Source organism: Salmonella sp. SJTUF15570, assembly GCF_043357055.1.
Lineage (GTDB): Bacteria > Pseudomonadota > Gammaproteobacteria > Enterobacterales > Enterobacteriaceae > Salmonella > Salmonella enterica.
The window spans coordinates 409,816-424,330 of sequence record NZ_JBEUKJ010000002.1 but is presented as its reverse complement, the minus strand read 5'-3'; the positions used below and the strand labels follow the sequence as shown (position 1 = coordinate 424,330).

The following is a 14,515-nucleotide window of genomic DNA, read 5'->3' as shown; positions in this document are numbered from 1 at the left end:
GATTTTAATCAGTAAGGCGCCATCCTTTATTCGGTACATTTTTATACCACTTTTGTGGCTCTTATTTTTACTCTGGGTGTCGATAAGACAGGGGAAACAATGCTAACAGTTATAGAGCTCCTTATCGGAGTCGTCGTTATTGTGGGTGTAGCGCGCTACATCATTAAGGGATATTCCGCCACTGGCGTTTTATTTGTCGGCGGTCTGGTTCTGCTTATTATCAGCGCGCTGATGGGGCATAAGGTATTACCTGCCAGCGAAACCAGTACCGGCTATACCGCAACAGATATTGTTGAATACATCAAAATTTTGCTTATGAGTCGCGGCGGCGATCTTGGCATGATGATCATGATGCTGTGCGGCTTTGCCGCTTATATGACGCATATCGGCGCGAATGATATGGTCGTGAAGCTGGCGTCGAAACCTTTACAGTACATAAACTCGCCCTACCTGTTGATGATTGCCGCCTATTTTGTCGCCTGCCTGATGTCGCTGGCCGTCTCTTCCGCGACGGGGCTTGGCGTACTGCTCATGGCTACTCTCTTCCCGGTGATGGTCAACGTCGGCATTAGCCGCGGCGCGGCGGCGGCTATTTGCGCCTCTCCGGCCGCCATCATCCTCTCGCCAACGTCTGGCGATGTGGTTTTAGCCGCAAAAGCGGCGGAGATGCCGTTAATCGATTTCGCGTTCAAAACCACGCTGCCGATTTCCATCGCCGCAATTATCGGTATGGCGATTGCGCACTTTTTCTGGCAACGCTATCTGGATAAAAAAGAGAACATTTCACATGAGATGCTGGACGTGGCGGAGATTACCACCACGGCCCCGGCGTTTTATGCCCTTTTGCCGTTCACGCCCATTATCGGCGTACTGATTTTTGACGGTAAATGGGGGCCGCAGTTGCACATTATTACCATTCTGGTGATCTGTATGCTGCTGGCCGCCGTGCTGGAATTCGTGCGCGGCTTCAACACGCAAAATGTGTTTTCCGGCCTGGAAGTGGCTTATCGCGGCATGGCGGATGCGTTTGCCGGCGTCGTGATGCTGCTGGTCGCGGCGGGCGTTTTCGCCCAGGGGCTGAGCACCATTGGCTTTATCCAAAGCCTGATCTCGATTGCCACTTCTTTTGGTTCCGCCAGCATTATTCTGATGCTGGTATTAGTGATTTTAACCATGCTGGCCGCGATGACCACCGGTTCAGGCAATGCGCCTTTTTACGCCTTTGTTGAGATGATCCCTAAACTGGCGCACTCCTCCGGCATCAACCCAGCCTATTTATCCATCCCAATGCTGCAAGCCTCAAACCTGGGGCGCACGATTTCGCCGGTCTCCGGCGTCGTGGTCGCTGTCGCCGGGATGGCTAAAATATCACCGTTTGAAGTGGTGAAACGCACGTCCGTTCCGGTCATCGTCGGTCTGTTGATCGTCATTATCGCCACGGAAATTATGGTGCCAGGCGCCTCTTCTGCCGTTACTGGCGGCTGATAGCCGGTAAGCCGGGGCGAGGGAAAACATCGCCCCGGCATCTTAAACCAGGCTTAGCCGCCGTGGTAAATACGCTGCGGCCTGCCCACTTTGCCATGAATAATCTCTGCGACAATCAGGTGCCGACTCGCGCAATATTCCAGGTAGCGTCGGGATGTGGTGCGGCTTATCGTTAAGGCCTGCGCGACCGTTTCAGCCGTATGGCGTACGGTTGGATCGGCAAACAGCTTCATCACCGCATTAAGGGTTAAGGCATCAATACCGGTCGGCAAATCCCCTTTCGGTTCGCCGCGCGCATAGGCGTTGAACATTTCATCTATCTGCTTCTGGCTTGCGCTATCCGCGCTCGCCAGCATACGTCTGCGCTGTTGATAGCGGGTCAGCGTCTGTCCCAAACGTTCATAAGCAATAGGTTTGACCAGATAATCAAACGCGCCGCTACGTACCGCTTCCGCTACCGTCTCCATGTCACTGGCGGCGGTCGTAAACACGACGCCGCCGGGATAGCGCGACTGCATTAATTCATGCAGCAGCGTAATCCCCTTCCCATCCGGCAGATAATTATCCAACAGAATTAATCCAGGTTTGAACCGGTCAATCATCATTCTCGCCTGCGCCAGATTGCCCGCCAGCCATATCTGGTTAAAGCCAGGAATATGGCGGATATATTCTGCGTGCATCTCCGCCAGCAGCGTTTCATCCTCAACGATCAATAGGGTTAATGGTTCCGTCATCGTTTTTTTTCACTTTCGGAAGGAATAAAGAAAATAAGGTGCCACAAGGATCATTGTCTTCCAGCGTAATGACCCCGCCACAGCGCCCCACATAACTTGCAATCAGATATAACCCGATACCATGCTCACCGGGTTCGTCGGTGCGGGTACTTACGCCCTGCTCAAAAATTTTTTCCCGCAGCGCTTCAGGAACGCCGCAGCCCTGGTCGGCGACCTCTATCACCACCTCGTCGCCCTCGTCGCTCAGGAAAAGTTCGATGGTATTGTCGCCTTCCTGTGTACGCAAACTCGCTTCAAACGCATTATCCAGCAGATTCCCGACGATGGCGGTGAACTCCGTGCTATCCAGCCCCTCCGGCAGTTGATGTAGCTGGCTGCCGGGAACAATCACCATCTTGAGCCCCAGTTCACGCGCGCGCTGAACTTTGCCAAACAGCAAACCGGCCACCTGACGATCGGCGAAGGCGCCGCGTAAACTATCAATAAGTTGCTGCTGCGCCTGCGACTCACCCTGCACCATCTCTCTGACCCGATCATACTCTTTCATTTGCAGCAGGCCGTTCAGAGTCGACATCCAGTTCAGGTGCTCATGGCGTAGCGTGCGCAGGCTCTCAACATACTGTTTAATCTGGGTTAGCTGCGCGTTCAACGTCGCGATTTCATCCTTGCTGCGAAAACTAATAATAGCGCCCAGCAGCTCCTCGCCGGAACGGATAGCCTCACGATTGGCGATGACGCTCAGGCCATTGAAGTTGGCCATCACGTCCTGGCGTCTTTCTGCGATCTGGCAGGTAAAAAAGTCTGCCGGATTGACGACTTCCGCTATCAGCTTGCCCAGCCACTGACGCCCCGGCGACGGCAGCCCCAACATTTTTCTCGCATTGCGGTTAATCGCGGTGATATGCCCCTCCGGATCAACGGCGATCAGCCCTTCATAAACCGAGCTAAACAACGCCTCCTGCTGGCGTACCACGCGCGCAATCTGTTTCGGCTCCATGCCCAGCATTTGTCGGCGGATATGCGCGGCGAAAAACCAGGAAAGCAGCATTAATACCACCAGCAACAGGACAAAAACCCCCGCCATCGGTAATAAGAAGTCCAGCCGCCAGGAGTCGATTTTACTGACCAGATAGCCAATTGAAACAACGCCGATCACGTTGCCTTTGTTGTCAAAGATAGGCGTTTTGGCGCGCATCGCCATCCCTATTGAGCCCTTACCGGTAATGAAATAACTTTCTCCTCTTTCCAGCGCGCCGGGTTTCGTAAACTGCATGGGATAGCCGATTTTTTCCGGATTCGGATGGTAAAGCCGGATCGAGTGGCGATCGCCTATCACCACATAGTCAAAATCCGTCCCGCGCTGCAGTTTATTCGCAATTATCGCCAGGCGTTTATAGTCCCGGTTTTTTACGGCAGCGATAATGCTGTCGTTAGAAGCAATAATTTTTGCCTGATTCATCGCCATATCACGAACATGGGACGCCAGATAATCTTCGAAACTGGCAGACAAATATTGTGCTAACGCTGCCACGATGAAAACAGAAACCACCAGAATGAGCAGAAAAATACGTAACGGAAACGCGAGTTGCCGAAAAAAAGGAAACAGCTTTTTATTTTTCTGATAGGACATTAAGGTTCCTTATGGGCATTTCTCTTCAGATTTATCGCAAATGTAATAAAAATGTTTTCAGCATCTTGATGCATATAAAAACCAATCGTTACAGATTCCCCACATTAAATCAATTAAACAACTAAAACCCACCGCCGGAATGGCGATTAAATTAATTAAAAAACTTAAAACCATAAAACACTTAAAAACCATCTAACGCTTTGTGAAATAAATCAAAATTTACCACCAAAATACTCCTTACGATGTATACGTCAGAGAGAAAAATAAATAACTCGTCATAAAAATACTCCCACTCTGACTGAAAAGAAAAAGTTATCAAGTTGCAACACAGCGCAACATATACAGAAAAGTGGCAACAAGCATATCACCAGGATATTTCTTACTATGTTTGGCAATAATGTATTCACTCGGGTAAAACGCTCTGAAAATAAAAAAATGGCGGAGATCGCTCACTTTCTCAAAGAGAATGATTTAAGCGTCGATACCACTGTAGAAGTGTTTATTACCGTCAGCCGTGATGACCGTCTTATTGCCTGCGGCGGTATTGCCGGAAATATCATTAAATGCGTGGCCATTAGCGAATCAGTACGCGGCGAAGGCTTAGCGTTAACGCTGGCGACGGAATTGATTAATCTCGCCTGGGAGCGGCACTGCACCCATCTTTTTATTTATACCAAAACGGAATACGAAGCGCTGTTTAAACAGTGCAGCTTTTCGACGATAGCCAGTGTCCCTGGCGTGATGGTCTTAATGGAAAATAGCGCGACCCGGTTGAAACGGTATGCGGAATCGCTGGCGACATTGCGTCACGAGGGAAAGAAAATTGGCTGTATTGTGATGAACGCCAATCCTTTCACGCACGGCCATCGCTATCTGATCCAACAGGCGGCGGCACAGTGCGACTGGCTGCATCTGTTCCTGGTCAAAGAAGATACATCACGCTTTCCCTATGAAGACCGACTCGATCTGGTTCTTAAAGGGACCACCGATATCCCGCGCTTAACCGTTCACCGCGGCTCCGAATACATTATCTCTCGGGCGACGTTCCCCTGCTATTTCATTAAAGAGCAGAGCGTCATTAATCACTGTTATACCGAAATCGACCTGAAGATTTTCCGCCAGTATCTGGCGCCCGCGCTTGGCATCACACACCGCTTTGTCGGTACGGAGCCGTTTTGCACCGTTACCGCCCAGTACAACCTTGATATGCGTTTCTGGCTGGAGACGCCAACGCTTCCCGCCCCACCCATTACGCTGGTGGAAATAGAGCGGCTTTGCTTCCAGGAGACGCCGATATCCGCCTCCTGGGTACGCAAGCTGCTGGTTAAACACGATCTCACGGCTATCGCGCCGCTGGTTCCCGACGCCACCCTGCGCTATTTGCAGGGCATGGTCGAACGCCATCCGGGCAGCGCGGCAGCCCGTCAAAAGTCCCCCGTATTAGCAACAGGTGAAAAATGAAAATAAACCAGCTAGCCGTCGCAGGCACGCTTGAGTCCGGCGATGTGATGATACGCATTGCGCCGCTCGATACGCAGGATATTGACCTGCAAATCAACAGTAGCGTTGAAAAACAGTTTGGCGAGGCCATTCGCGCCACCATCCTGGAGGTGCTTTCTCGCTACGACGTGCGCGGCGTACAACTGAACGTCGATGATAAAGGCGCTCTGGACTGCATTTTGCGCGCCCGACTGGAAACGCTACTGGCGCGCGCCAGCGGTATTGCCGCTCTGCCCTGGGAGGATCGCCAATGATTTCCGCCTCTCTGCAACAACGTAAAACCCGCACCCGCCGCAGTATGTTATTCGTACCGGGCGCCAACGCGGCGATGGTGAGCAATTCGTTTATCTACCCGGCCGACGCGCTGATGTTCGACCTGGAAGACTCCGTTGCATTACGCGAAAAAGACGCGGCGCGCCGTCTGGTATATCACGCGCTGCAACACCCGCTTTACCGTGACGTCGAAACCATTGTCCGCGTGAATGCGCTGGATTCCGAATGGGGCGTCAACGATCTGGAAGCGGTCGTGCGCGGCGGCGCGGACGTGGTGCGTTTACCGAAAACCGACACCGCGCAGGACGTCATTGATATCGAAAACGAAATTCTGCGCATTGAAAACGCCTGCGGTCGCGAACCGGGCAGTACCGGCCTGTTAGCCGCCGTGGAATCGCCGCTGGGTATTACCCGCGCGGTAGAAATCGCCCACGCCTCTGAACGGTTGATCGGGATTGCGCTGGGCGCGGAAGACTATGTTCGCAACCTGCGCACCGAACGCTCTCCGGAAGGCACCGAACTGCTGTTCGCCCGCTGCGCCATTTTGCAGGCCGCGCGTTCCGCCGGCATTCAGGCCTTCGATACCGTCTATTCCGACGCCAACAACGAAGCCGGTTTCCTGCAAGAAGCCGCCCACATTAAACAGTTGGGCTTTGACGGTAAGTCACTGATCAACCCCCGCCAAATAGAACTGCTGCACAACCTTTATGCGCCGACGCGTAAAGAGGTCGCCCATGCGCGTCTGGTCGTTGAAGCCGCAGAAGCCGCCGCCCGCGAAGGTCTCGGCGTCGTTTCCCTTAACGGCAAGATGGTCGACAGCCCGGTGATTGAACGCGCCCGTCTGGTGCTCTCCCGTGCAGAACTTTCCGGTATTCGCGAAGAATAAGGCAAAAAAATGACGCAGAAAAATGAATCTCAACGCCAGGATCGCGTAGCCGCCTGGAGCCGTCACGCTGAAAGCGAACTGAGCGCTTACCAAAGTGCGGCAAAATTGGATCTACAAGCGCAAAAACCGCGCGACCATAAACTGTGCGCCAGCCTGGAAGAGGCCATCCGCCGTTCCGGTTTACGCGACGGCATGACGGTCTCCTTTCACCACGCGTTTCGCGGCGGCGATCTGACGATTAACCTGGTGATGGAAACCATCGCGAAGATGGGCTTCAAAAATCTGACCCTGGCCTCCAGCTCGCTGAGCGACTGCCACGCGCCGCTGGTTGAACACATTCGTAACGGGGTGGTCAGCCGCATCTACACGTCAGGCCTGCGCGGCCCGCTGGCGGAAGAAATTTCTCGCGGCCTGCTGGCTGAGCCGGTTCAGATTCACTCCCACGGCGGTCGTGTGCATCTGGTACAAAGCGGCGAACTCAATATTGATGTTGCGTTTCTTGGCGTGCCCTCCTGCGATGAATTCGGTAATGCTAACGGTTATACCGGCAAAGCCTGTTGCGGTTCACTGGGCTACGCGATGGTGGATGCCGATAGCGCGAAGCAGGTCGTGATGCTGACGGAGCAACTGCTGCCGTATCCGCATAACCCGGCAAGCATCGCTCAGGATCAGGTTGATCTGATCGTGCAAATCGAAGAAGTCGGTGATGCAAACAAAATCGGCGCTGGCGCGACCCGCATGACCACTAATCCGCGTGAACTGCTGATCGCCCGCAGCGCGGCGGAAGTCATTGCTCACTCCGGCTACTTCAACGAAGGTTTCTCCCTGCAAACCGGCACCGGCGGCGCATCGCTGGCGGTCACCCGCTTCCTGGAAGACAAAATGCGTAGCCGCAACATTGTGGCTAATTTCGCGCTGGGCGGTATCACCGCCACCATGGTCGACCTGCATGAAAAGGGCTTAATCCGCAAACTACTTGACGTGCAGAGCTTCGATCGTAACGCTGCGCAATCTTTGGCCCGCAACCCGAACCATATCGAAATCAGCGCTAACCAGTACGCCAACTGGGGCTCTAAAGGCGCTTCCGTCGACCGTCTGGACGTGGTGGTACTGAGCGCGCTGGAAGTAGACACCCACTTCAATGTTAACGTGCTGACCGGCTCCGACGGCGTTCTACGCGGCGCGTCCGGCGGTCACTGCGATACCGCCGTCGCGGCGGCGCTGTCCATCATCGTCGCGCCGCTGGTGCGCGGTCGCATCCCAACGCTGGTTGATAACGTCACCACCTGCGTCACACCAGGCTCCAGCGTTGACATTCTGGTCACCGATCACGGTATCGCCGTCAATCCGGCGCGTCCGGAGTTGGCTGAACGCCTGAAAGCAGCGGGAATGAAAGTGGTATCGATTGAGTGGCTGCGCGAACGCGCGCAACTGCTTACCGGTCAGCCCCGCCCTATCGAATTCACCGACCGCGTGATTGCTGTCGTGCGTTATCGCGACGGTTCAGTGATCGATGTGGTGCATCAGGTGAAGGAATAAGCCATGCGCCTGTTTCCTGAACTCGCCACCTGTCACGACGTTTCTATTCCTGAGCTGCTCGCCAGCCGGGATGAGAGACAAGCAAGACAGCGCGCCTGGCTAACGCGTCACGCCACTCCGCTGGTCTCCTTTACCGTGGTGGCGCCTGGCCCGATAAAAGACAGCGCGTTAACCCGCCGGATCTTTAATCACGGCGTGACTGCCCTGCACACGCTGGCAGAAGAGTATGGCTGGACCATCCGGGAGCAGGCTGCACTGGCTTCCGCCAGCGGGCCGGAAGGACTGCTGGCGATTGACGCGCCCGCTCAGGCGCTCAAACAGGCGACCATCGCGCTGGAACAGCGTTATCCACTGGGGCGCCTGTGGGATATCGATGTCCTGACGGTGGAAGGCGAAATACTCTCTCGCCGCCATTTCGCGCTTCCCGCTCGCCGCTGTCTGCTGTGCGGGCAAAGCGCGGCTGAATGCGCGCGGGGTAAAACCCACGCGCTGACTGATTTACTGACTCATATGGAGGCGCTGCTGCATGATGCCGATTCCCGTCAACCCGACTAACGCCTCCATTCAGCCTCAGTCGCTGTATGACGCCTGGGCCGATTTGGCCTGGCGCGCCATGCTGACCGAGGTAAATTTATCGCCAAAACCCGGTCTGGTAGACCGACTAAACTGCGGCGCGCACAAAGATATGGCGCTGGCGGATTTTCACCGCAGCGCGGAGGCGATTCGACACTGGCTGCCGCGCTTTATGGAATATGGCGCCAGCTGCACGCGCCTGCCACCAGAGTCAGTTCTGGCGGGCCTGCGTCCATTGGGGATGGCCTGTGAAGCAGCGATGTTTCGCGCAACGGCGGGCGTCAATACCCATAAAGGCAGCATTTTCTCGCTGGGGTTACTGTGCGCCGCCATTGGCCGCCTGTATCAGCTACGCCAGCCGATCGCCGCAGAAACACTCTGCGCTACCGCCGCCGATTTTTGCCGCGGCCTGACCACGCGCGAACTGCGCCAGAACAACCTACAGCTCACCGCAGGCCAGCGGCTGTATCAGCAACTGGGATTAACCGGCGCGCGCGGTGAAGCGGAAGCGGGCTATCCGCTGGTCATCCGCCACGCGTTGCCGCACTACCGCGCATTGCTGGCGCAGGGGCGCGATCCGGAACTGGCGCTGCTTGATACCTTACTGCTGCTGATGTCGCTTAACGGCGATACCAATGTCGCGTCGCGCGGCGGGGCGGACGGTCTGCGCTGGTTACAGCAGCAGGCTGCGGTCTTATTACATCAGGGCGGCATACGGACGCCTGACGATCTCGTTTATCTCCACCGGTTCGATCAGCAATGCATTGAACGCAATCTCAGCCCAGGCGGTAGCGCCGATCTGCTGATCGTTACCTGGTTTTTAGCGCAAATTTCGCGAGTTAATCATTAACACAATTATAGAAAATATCCTTTCCGGAGAGTCATTTATGTCTTTATCCAAAGATAATATATGGAAGTTGTTGGCCCCATTAGTGGTGATGGGCGTCATGTTGCTAATTCCTGTTCCAGATGGTATGCCGCCGCAGGCCTGGCACTATTTTGCGGTTTTCGTCGCGATGATTGTCGGTATGATCCTGGAGCCGATCCCGGCGACAGCGATCAGTTTTATCGCCGTAACCATTTGCGTTATCGGCAGCAATTACCTGCTATTTGACGCTTCAGAACTGGCCGATCCGGCGTTTAAAGCCAGTAAACAGGCGCTGAAATGGGGGCTTGCCGGTTTCTCCAGCACCACGGTCTGGCTGGTTTTCGGCGCGTTTATTTTCGCGCTGGGCTACGAAGTGACCGGGCTGGGGCGCCGCATTGCGCTCTTTCTGGTAAAATTCATGGGTAAACGCACGCTGACGCTCGGCTATGCGATTGTCATTATCGATATTTTGCTGGCGCCGTTTACTCCCTCCAATACGGCTCGTACCGGCGGGACTGTCTTCCCGGTCATCAAGAACCTGCCGCCGCTGTTTAAATCGTTTCCAAACGATCCTTCCGCACGCCGCATCGGCGGTTATTTGATGTGGATGATGGTGATCAGTACCAGCCTGAGCTCTTCGATGTTTGTCACTGGCGCGGCGCCAAACGTGTTAGGTCTGGAGTTCGTCAGCAAGATCGCCGGCGTCCAGATTAGCTGGCTGCAGTGGTTTCTCAGCTTTCTGCCGGTAGGGATTATTTTACTGATCGTTGCGCCGTGGCTCTCCTATGTGCTTTATAAACCTGAAGTGACCCACAGTGCGGAAGTCGCGGCCTGGGCTGGCGGCGAGTTAAAAAACATGGGGCGTCTGTCCCGCAAAGAGTGGACGCTGATTGGCCTGGTGCTGCTTAGCTTAGGGTTGTGGGTTTTTGGTGGAAAAATCATCAACGCCACTGCCGTGGGTCTGCTGGCCGTCTCGCTGATGCTGGCGCTGCATGTTGTGCCGTGGAAAGACATTACGCGCTACAACAGCGCCTGGAACACCCTGGTGAACCTCGCTACTCTGGTGGTCATGGCCAATGGCTTAACCCGCTCCGGCTTTATTGACTGGTTCGCCAATACCATGAGTACGCATCTGGAAGGTTTCTCGCCGGATGCAACCGTCATTGTACTGGTACTGGTGTTCTATTTCGCGCACTACCTGTTCGCCAGCCTTTCCGCTCACACCGCGACCATGCTGCCGGTCATTCTGGCGGTGGGTAAAGGCATTCCGGGCGTTCCGATGGAACAACTGTGTATTCTGCTGGTGCTGTCTATCGGTATCATGGGCTGTCTGACGCCGTATGCCACCGGCCCTGGTGTGATTATCTACGGCTGCGGTTACGTGAAATCCAGAGACTACTGGCGGCTTGGCGCAATCTTTGGCGTTATCTATATCGCGATGCTGTTGCTGGTGGGCTGGCCGATTCTGGCAATGTGGAATTAAACATTACGCCAACGTAGGTTAAAAATGATGCCGTTCAGGTTCACCTGAGCGGCATTTTTTATGATTAAATGGGTAACATTCATAATGTGTATAATTTATCGAATTCATCATGAACACAATATGGCATTACAGTCCGCTGCTGGCTGTCCTCTTAACCCCAATTTTTGCCGCCAACGCCGACGAACTTCAGGCGCAACAGTACGGTGATTTCACTGACTATGTGCTGGCGCTTTCCTGGCAAACCGGTTTTTGTCAAAGCCAGCATGAACGCCGCCATCGGGAACCCGATGAGTGCCGTCTGCAAAAAGAGCCAGCCAACAAAGCAGACTTTCTGACCGTCCACGGCCTGTGGCCAGGATTACCCAAATCTATCGCCGCACGCGGTGTTGACCAGCGACGCTGGCAGCGCTTTGGTTGTGCGACGCGGCCAATCCCGAATCTGCCTGAAGTTAAGGCCAGCCGGAAATGCTCCGCCCCCGCCCCCGGACTTTCGCCTGACATCGCGGCAGCGCTTAAGGAAGTGATGCCCGGCGCGGGGGGGAATTCCTGTCTGGAGCGCTACGAATATGCCAAACATGGCGCCTGTTTCGGGTTTGATCCCAATGCCTATTTCGGCACCATGATACGGCTGGATAAGGCGATAAAAGACAGCGCACTGGGGCAGTTTCTGGCGGATAATTACGGCAAAACCGTTAGCCGCGCTGAGTTTGATAGCGTCGTCGCACAAATGTGGGGCCAGGATAATGTCAAAGCCGTTAAAGTAAACTGCCATGGCAATCCCGCCTATTTAACAGAGATTCAGTTTTCATTAAAGGCGTCGATGATTAACGCCCCGCTCTCCTCTGCCTCATTCCTGCCGCAGCCGCATCCCGGCAACTGCGGGAAACAGTTTATTATCGATAAAGCCGGCTATTGACGAAGCAGAGGTTTAAAACCGTAGCCACATTTGAGAACACGCCCAAATGTAGACTAAAATTCACTCAGGGCTATGACGTTTGAGGATTTACCCGAATGTGAACTAAATCACTTCAAAGACGGGGTAAGTCTCAGTATCATCATGAGAGTTAAACCCTCGCCGCCAGACGGTGAGGGTTTTCTTTTGGGACCATTTACCTGCACTACTCGCAGTATCGATGACATGGAGTAAGAAATGTCCAGACCCACTATTATCATTAACGACCTTGACGCCGAACGTATTGATCGTCTTCTGGAACAGCCTGCGTATGCGGATCTGCCGATTGCCGACGCGCTCAACGCCGAACTGGATCGCGCGCAAATGTGTTCGCCACAAGAGATGCCGAACGATGTCGTCACCATGAACAGCCGCGTTAAATTCCGCAATTTGAGCGATGGTGAAACACGCGTGCGGACGCTGGTGTACCCCGCCAATATGACGGACAGCAGTACCCAGCTTTCGGTAATGGCGCCCGTCGGCGCGGCGTTGCTGGGACTGCGCGTCGGCGACACCATTCACTGGGAACTGCCGGGCGGCGCCTCCACCCATCTCGAAGTGCTGGAACTCGAATATCAGCCTGAAGCCGCGGGCGACTTCCTGCGTTAAACCATCTGCATAAGCGTTAATGCGTTTACACAGAGGATGCCTGCGCATCCTCTTTCCGTTAGCCCTTTCATTTCTGCCTGCTTCAGACAACGCCGCCTGGCATCGGGTTGACTACTCCCGTCGCCTGTTTCTGCGCCGCTTGTGCCGACGTCGCTCCCGGCACCAGGATAACCTTCCGGCACTCTTCTTCGCGTTTTTCGAAAATTTCGTAGCCGCGCGCCGCCTCTTCAAACGGCATATAGTGCGTGACAATCTCCTCCGGCTTCAGCAACCCTTTTTCAATAAGCGGTAATAATTCCCCCAGCCACGCGTGAACATGGGTTTGACCCATTTTAAAAGTTAGCCCCTTATCAAAGGCGTCGCCGAATAAAAAGCCGTGAATAAAACCGGCATACACGCCGGGCACGCTGACCACGCCGCCGCGTCTGACCGCCGCGATACATTGTCGCAGCGCTTTGCCGCTGCTGCCTTCCAGTTTAAGGTTCGTCAGCACCGTCTCCGTCAAGCTGCCTTTCGCTTCAAAGCCTACGGCATCAATTACCGCGTCCACGCCGCGGTGTCCTGCCGTCTGCTCGATGATTTTTTCCGCCGGATCGTTCTCATCATCGAAGTTGATCGGTATCGCGCCGTAACGTTCTTCGGCGAAACGCAGGCGCCAGGCGTGGTGATCAACGACGAAGATCTGCTCCGCGCCCAGCAGTCGCGCACAGGCGATAGTCAGTAATCCTACCGGCCCTGCGCCAAAAACCGCCACGCTGGAACCTTGCTGAATCTGAGCATTTTTTGCCGCCTGCCAGGCGGTAGGCAAAATATCAGAAAGAAACAGCGCTTTATCGTCAGATAACAGCGGCGGCACCTTAAATGGACCGACATTACCTTTTGGCACGCGAACATATTCGGCCTGTCCGCCGGGAACGCCGCCATACAGATGGCTATACCCAAACAGCGCCGCCGGTGGCGGGATCTGTTTTTTATTCATCGCCGCGCCGTGTCCGTCGTTAGTGTTTTCACACGCTGAATATTGCTGTAGCCGACAGAAAAAGCAGTCACCACAGGCAATGACAAACGGGATAACGACCCGATCTCCTTTCTGAATATTCTTCACATCATGTCCGGTTTCCACCACCTCGCCCATAAACTCATGGCCGAAAATATCACCATGTTTTACCTGTGGGATCTTGCCGCGATAGAGATGCAAATCAGATCCGCAAATCGCGGTGGCGGTAACACGCAAAATGATATCGTCAGGCTGCTCAATGCCGGGATCGGGTACGTTTTCAACCTTTACGTGATGTGGACCGTGATACGTCAATGCTTTCATGCAGCCTCCGGGGTAACGGTGAATGTTGCGTTCGACTATAAAAGGGTAGCTATCCCGGAGAGACTGCTGGCAAAACAGGCGGCTTTAGGATTTTTCCTGGAAAATACACGATTTTTTTAGCGCCAGGTTGCCGTAATATTTAAAATTGCCAGACAAATAGCAGAAAGAAACATTATTATATGCTTGAATAAATTCAGTATTGATTAACAGGGAGTAACGGGTATGTATAAGACAATCATTATGCCGGTTGATGTTTTTGAAATGGAACTTAGCGATAAAGCCATTCGCCACGCTGAGTTTCTGGCGCAACAGGATGGCGTCATTCATCTGTTGCATGTACTGCCTGGGTCCGCGAGCATGAGTCTGCACCGCTTTGCCGCCGACGTGCGTCGCTTTGAAGAACATTTACAGCATGAGGCGGAAACGCGTCTGCAAACGATGGTGGGACACTTCAGTATCGATCCTTCACGAATTAAAACGCATGTTCGCTTTGGTAGCGTGCGCGATGTCGTCAATGAGATGGGCGAAGAACTGGATGCGGATGTCGTGGTAATCGGTTCGCGTAATCCGTCCATCACGACACACCTGTTGGGGTCTAACGCCTCAAGCGTGGTGCGCCATGCAACGCTGCCGGTATTGGTTGTGCGTTAACCCTGATGGCT

The 14,515-nt window shown here is 54.2% G+C and carries 14 protein-coding genes; 11 read left to right on the top strand and 3 right to left on the bottom strand.

Annotated elements, in window-relative coordinates:
- Nucleotides 1-99: 99 nt before the first annotated feature.
- Nucleotides 100-1,485, top strand: coding sequence for an anaerobic C4-dicarboxylate transporter DcuC (gene dcuC, locus ABVN44_RS05615; protein ID WP_000958619.1), 1,386 nt, complete (start codon nucleotides 100-102; stop codon nucleotides 1,483-1,485).
- Nucleotides 1,486-1,538: 53 nt separating this feature from the next.
- On the opposite strand, the gene dpiA is transcribed toward dcuC, so the two are convergent.
- Together dpiA and dpiB are read right to left on the bottom strand one after the other, a co-directional pair.
- A complete protein-coding gene (dpiA, locus tag ABVN44_RS05610; RefSeq protein WP_000138786.1) occupies nucleotides 1,539-2,219 on the bottom strand; it encodes a two-component response regulator DpiA in 681 nt (226 codons plus the stop codon).
- Nucleotides 2,188-3,849: a sensor histidine kinase DpiB gene (gene dpiB / locus ABVN44_RS05605; protein ID WP_129339467.1), complete on the bottom strand. Its 1,662-nt coding sequence runs from the start codon at nucleotides 3,847-3,849 to the stop codon at nucleotides 2,188-2,190. Before dpiB ends, dpiA begins: the two co-directional genes overlap by 32 nt.
- Nucleotides 3,850-4,233: 384 nt before the next feature.
- Between dpiB and citC the strand changes: the two genes are divergently transcribed.
- The 9 genes from citC to rnk all read left to right on the top strand — a co-directional run bounded on the left by citC (nucleotide 4,234) and on the right by rnk (nucleotide 12,532).
- Nucleotides 4,234-5,310 carry a [citrate (pro-3S)-lyase] ligase gene (gene citC, locus ABVN44_RS05600; RefSeq protein ID WP_000467872.1) on the top strand — a complete coding sequence of 359 codons (1,077 nt, stop codon included), beginning with the start codon at nucleotides 4,234-4,236 and terminating at the stop codon, nucleotides 5,308-5,310.
- The gene (gene citD, locus ABVN44_RS05595) at nucleotides 5,307-5,603 is read left to right on the top strand and encodes a citrate lyase acyl carrier protein (RefSeq protein WP_000700679.1); all 297 of its coding nucleotides are present in this window, start codon (nucleotides 5,307-5,309) and stop codon (nucleotides 5,601-5,603) included. Before citC ends, citD begins: the two co-directional genes overlap by 4 nt.
- Nucleotides 5,600-6,508, top strand: coding sequence for a citrate (pro-3S)-lyase subunit beta (citE, locus tag ABVN44_RS05590; RefSeq protein WP_000622342.1), 909 nt, complete (start codon nucleotides 5,600-5,602; stop codon nucleotides 6,506-6,508). Before citD ends, citE begins: the two co-directional genes overlap by 4 nt.
- A gap of 9 nt (nucleotides 6,509-6,517) precedes the next feature.
- Nucleotides 6,518-8,047 carry a citrate lyase subunit alpha gene (gene citF, locus ABVN44_RS05585; RefSeq protein WP_000192334.1) on the top strand — a complete coding sequence of 510 codons (1,530 nt, stop codon included), beginning with the start codon at nucleotides 6,518-6,520 and terminating at the stop codon, nucleotides 8,045-8,047.
- Nucleotides 8,048-8,050: 3 nt separating this feature from the next.
- A complete protein-coding gene (citX, locus tag ABVN44_RS05580; RefSeq protein WP_023231644.1) occupies nucleotides 8,051-8,602 on the top strand; it encodes a citrate lyase holo-[acyl-carrier protein] synthase in 552 nt (183 codons plus the stop codon).
- On the top strand, nucleotides 8,574-9,470 hold the full coding sequence (citG, locus tag ABVN44_RS05575) for a triphosphoribosyl-dephospho-CoA synthase CitG (protein WP_052908353.1): 897 nt from the start codon (nucleotides 8,574-8,576) through the stop codon (nucleotides 9,468-9,470). The genes citX and citG overlap by 29 nt, the downstream gene beginning before the upstream one ends.
- Before the next feature lie 37 nt (nucleotides 9,471-9,507).
- Nucleotides 9,508-10,971, top strand: coding sequence for a citrate/succinate antiporter CitT (gene citT / locus ABVN44_RS05570; protein WP_000059029.1), 1,464 nt, complete (start codon nucleotides 9,508-9,510; stop codon nucleotides 10,969-10,971).
- 109 nt (nucleotides 10,972-11,080) lie between these two features.
- Nucleotides 11,081-11,887 (top strand): ribonuclease I, encoded by an 807-nt coding sequence (gene rna / locus ABVN44_RS05565; protein WP_001092585.1) that lies wholly within the window; start codon nucleotides 11,081-11,083, stop codon nucleotides 11,885-11,887.
- A 234-nt stretch (nucleotides 11,888-12,121) separates the two neighbouring features.
- A complete protein-coding gene (rnk, locus tag ABVN44_RS05560) occupies nucleotides 12,122-12,532 on the top strand; it encodes a nucleoside diphosphate kinase regulator (protein ID WP_000089748.1) in 411 nt (136 codons plus the stop codon).
- Between the two features lie 82 nt (nucleotides 12,533-12,614).
- On the opposite strand, the gene ABVN44_RS05555 is transcribed toward rnk, so the two are convergent.
- On the bottom strand, nucleotides 12,615-13,853 hold the full coding sequence (locus tag ABVN44_RS05555) for a zinc-dependent alcohol dehydrogenase (RefSeq protein ID WP_001749275.1): 1,239 nt from the start codon (nucleotides 13,851-13,853) through the stop codon (nucleotides 12,615-12,617).
- A gap of 222 nt (nucleotides 13,854-14,075) precedes the next feature.
- Here ABVN44_RS05555 and uspG point away from each other — a divergent pair, with 222 nt between their 5' ends.
- Nucleotides 14,076-14,504, top strand: a complete 429-nt coding sequence (uspG, locus tag ABVN44_RS05550) for a universal stress protein UspG (protein ID WP_000278499.1) — start codon at nucleotides 14,076-14,078, stop codon at nucleotides 14,502-14,504.
- The last annotated feature ends 11 nt before the right edge of the window (nucleotides 14,505-14,515 follow it).

What these genes read in the sequence shown, in the direction of transcription:
- dcuC (WP_000958619.1), top strand. Translation starts at nt 100, where the DNA reads ATGCTAACAGTTATAGAGCTCCTTATCGGAGTCGTCGTTATTGTGGGT.
- dpiA (WP_000138786.1), bottom strand. Translation starts at nt 2,219, where the DNA reads ATGACGGAACCATTAACCCTATTGATCGTTGAGGATGAAACGCTGCTG.
- dpiB (WP_129339467.1), bottom strand. Translation starts at nt 3,849, where the DNA reads ATGTCCTATCAGAAAAATAAAAAGCTGTTTCCTTTTTTTCGGCAACTC.
- citC (WP_000467872.1), top strand. Translation starts at nt 4,234, where the DNA reads ATGTTTGGCAATAATGTATTCACTCGGGTAAAACGCTCTGAAAATAAA.
- citD (WP_000700679.1), top strand. Translation starts at nt 5,307, where the DNA reads ATGAAAATAAACCAGCTAGCCGTCGCAGGCACGCTTGAGTCCGGCGAT.
- citE (WP_000622342.1), top strand. Translation starts at nt 5,600, where the DNA reads ATGATTTCCGCCTCTCTGCAACAACGTAAAACCCGCACCCGCCGCAGT.
- citF (WP_000192334.1), top strand. Translation starts at nt 6,518, where the DNA reads ATGACGCAGAAAAATGAATCTCAACGCCAGGATCGCGTAGCCGCCTGG.
- citX (WP_023231644.1), top strand. Translation starts at nt 8,051, where the DNA reads ATGCGCCTGTTTCCTGAACTCGCCACCTGTCACGACGTTTCTATTCCT.
- citG (WP_052908353.1), top strand. Translation starts at nt 8,574, where the DNA reads ATGATGCCGATTCCCGTCAACCCGACTAACGCCTCCATTCAGCCTCAG.
- citT (WP_000059029.1), top strand. Translation starts at nt 9,508, where the DNA reads ATGTCTTTATCCAAAGATAATATATGGAAGTTGTTGGCCCCATTAGTG.
- rna (WP_001092585.1), top strand. Translation starts at nt 11,081, where the DNA reads ATGAACACAATATGGCATTACAGTCCGCTGCTGGCTGTCCTCTTAACC.
- rnk (WP_000089748.1), top strand. Translation starts at nt 12,122, where the DNA reads ATGTCCAGACCCACTATTATCATTAACGACCTTGACGCCGAACGTATT.
- ABVN44_RS05555 (WP_001749275.1), bottom strand. Translation starts at nt 13,853, where the DNA reads ATGAAAGCATTGACGTATCACGGTCCACATCACGTAAAGGTTGAAAAC.
- uspG (WP_000278499.1), top strand. Translation starts at nt 14,076, where the DNA reads ATGTATAAGACAATCATTATGCCGGTTGATGTTTTTGAAATGGAACTT.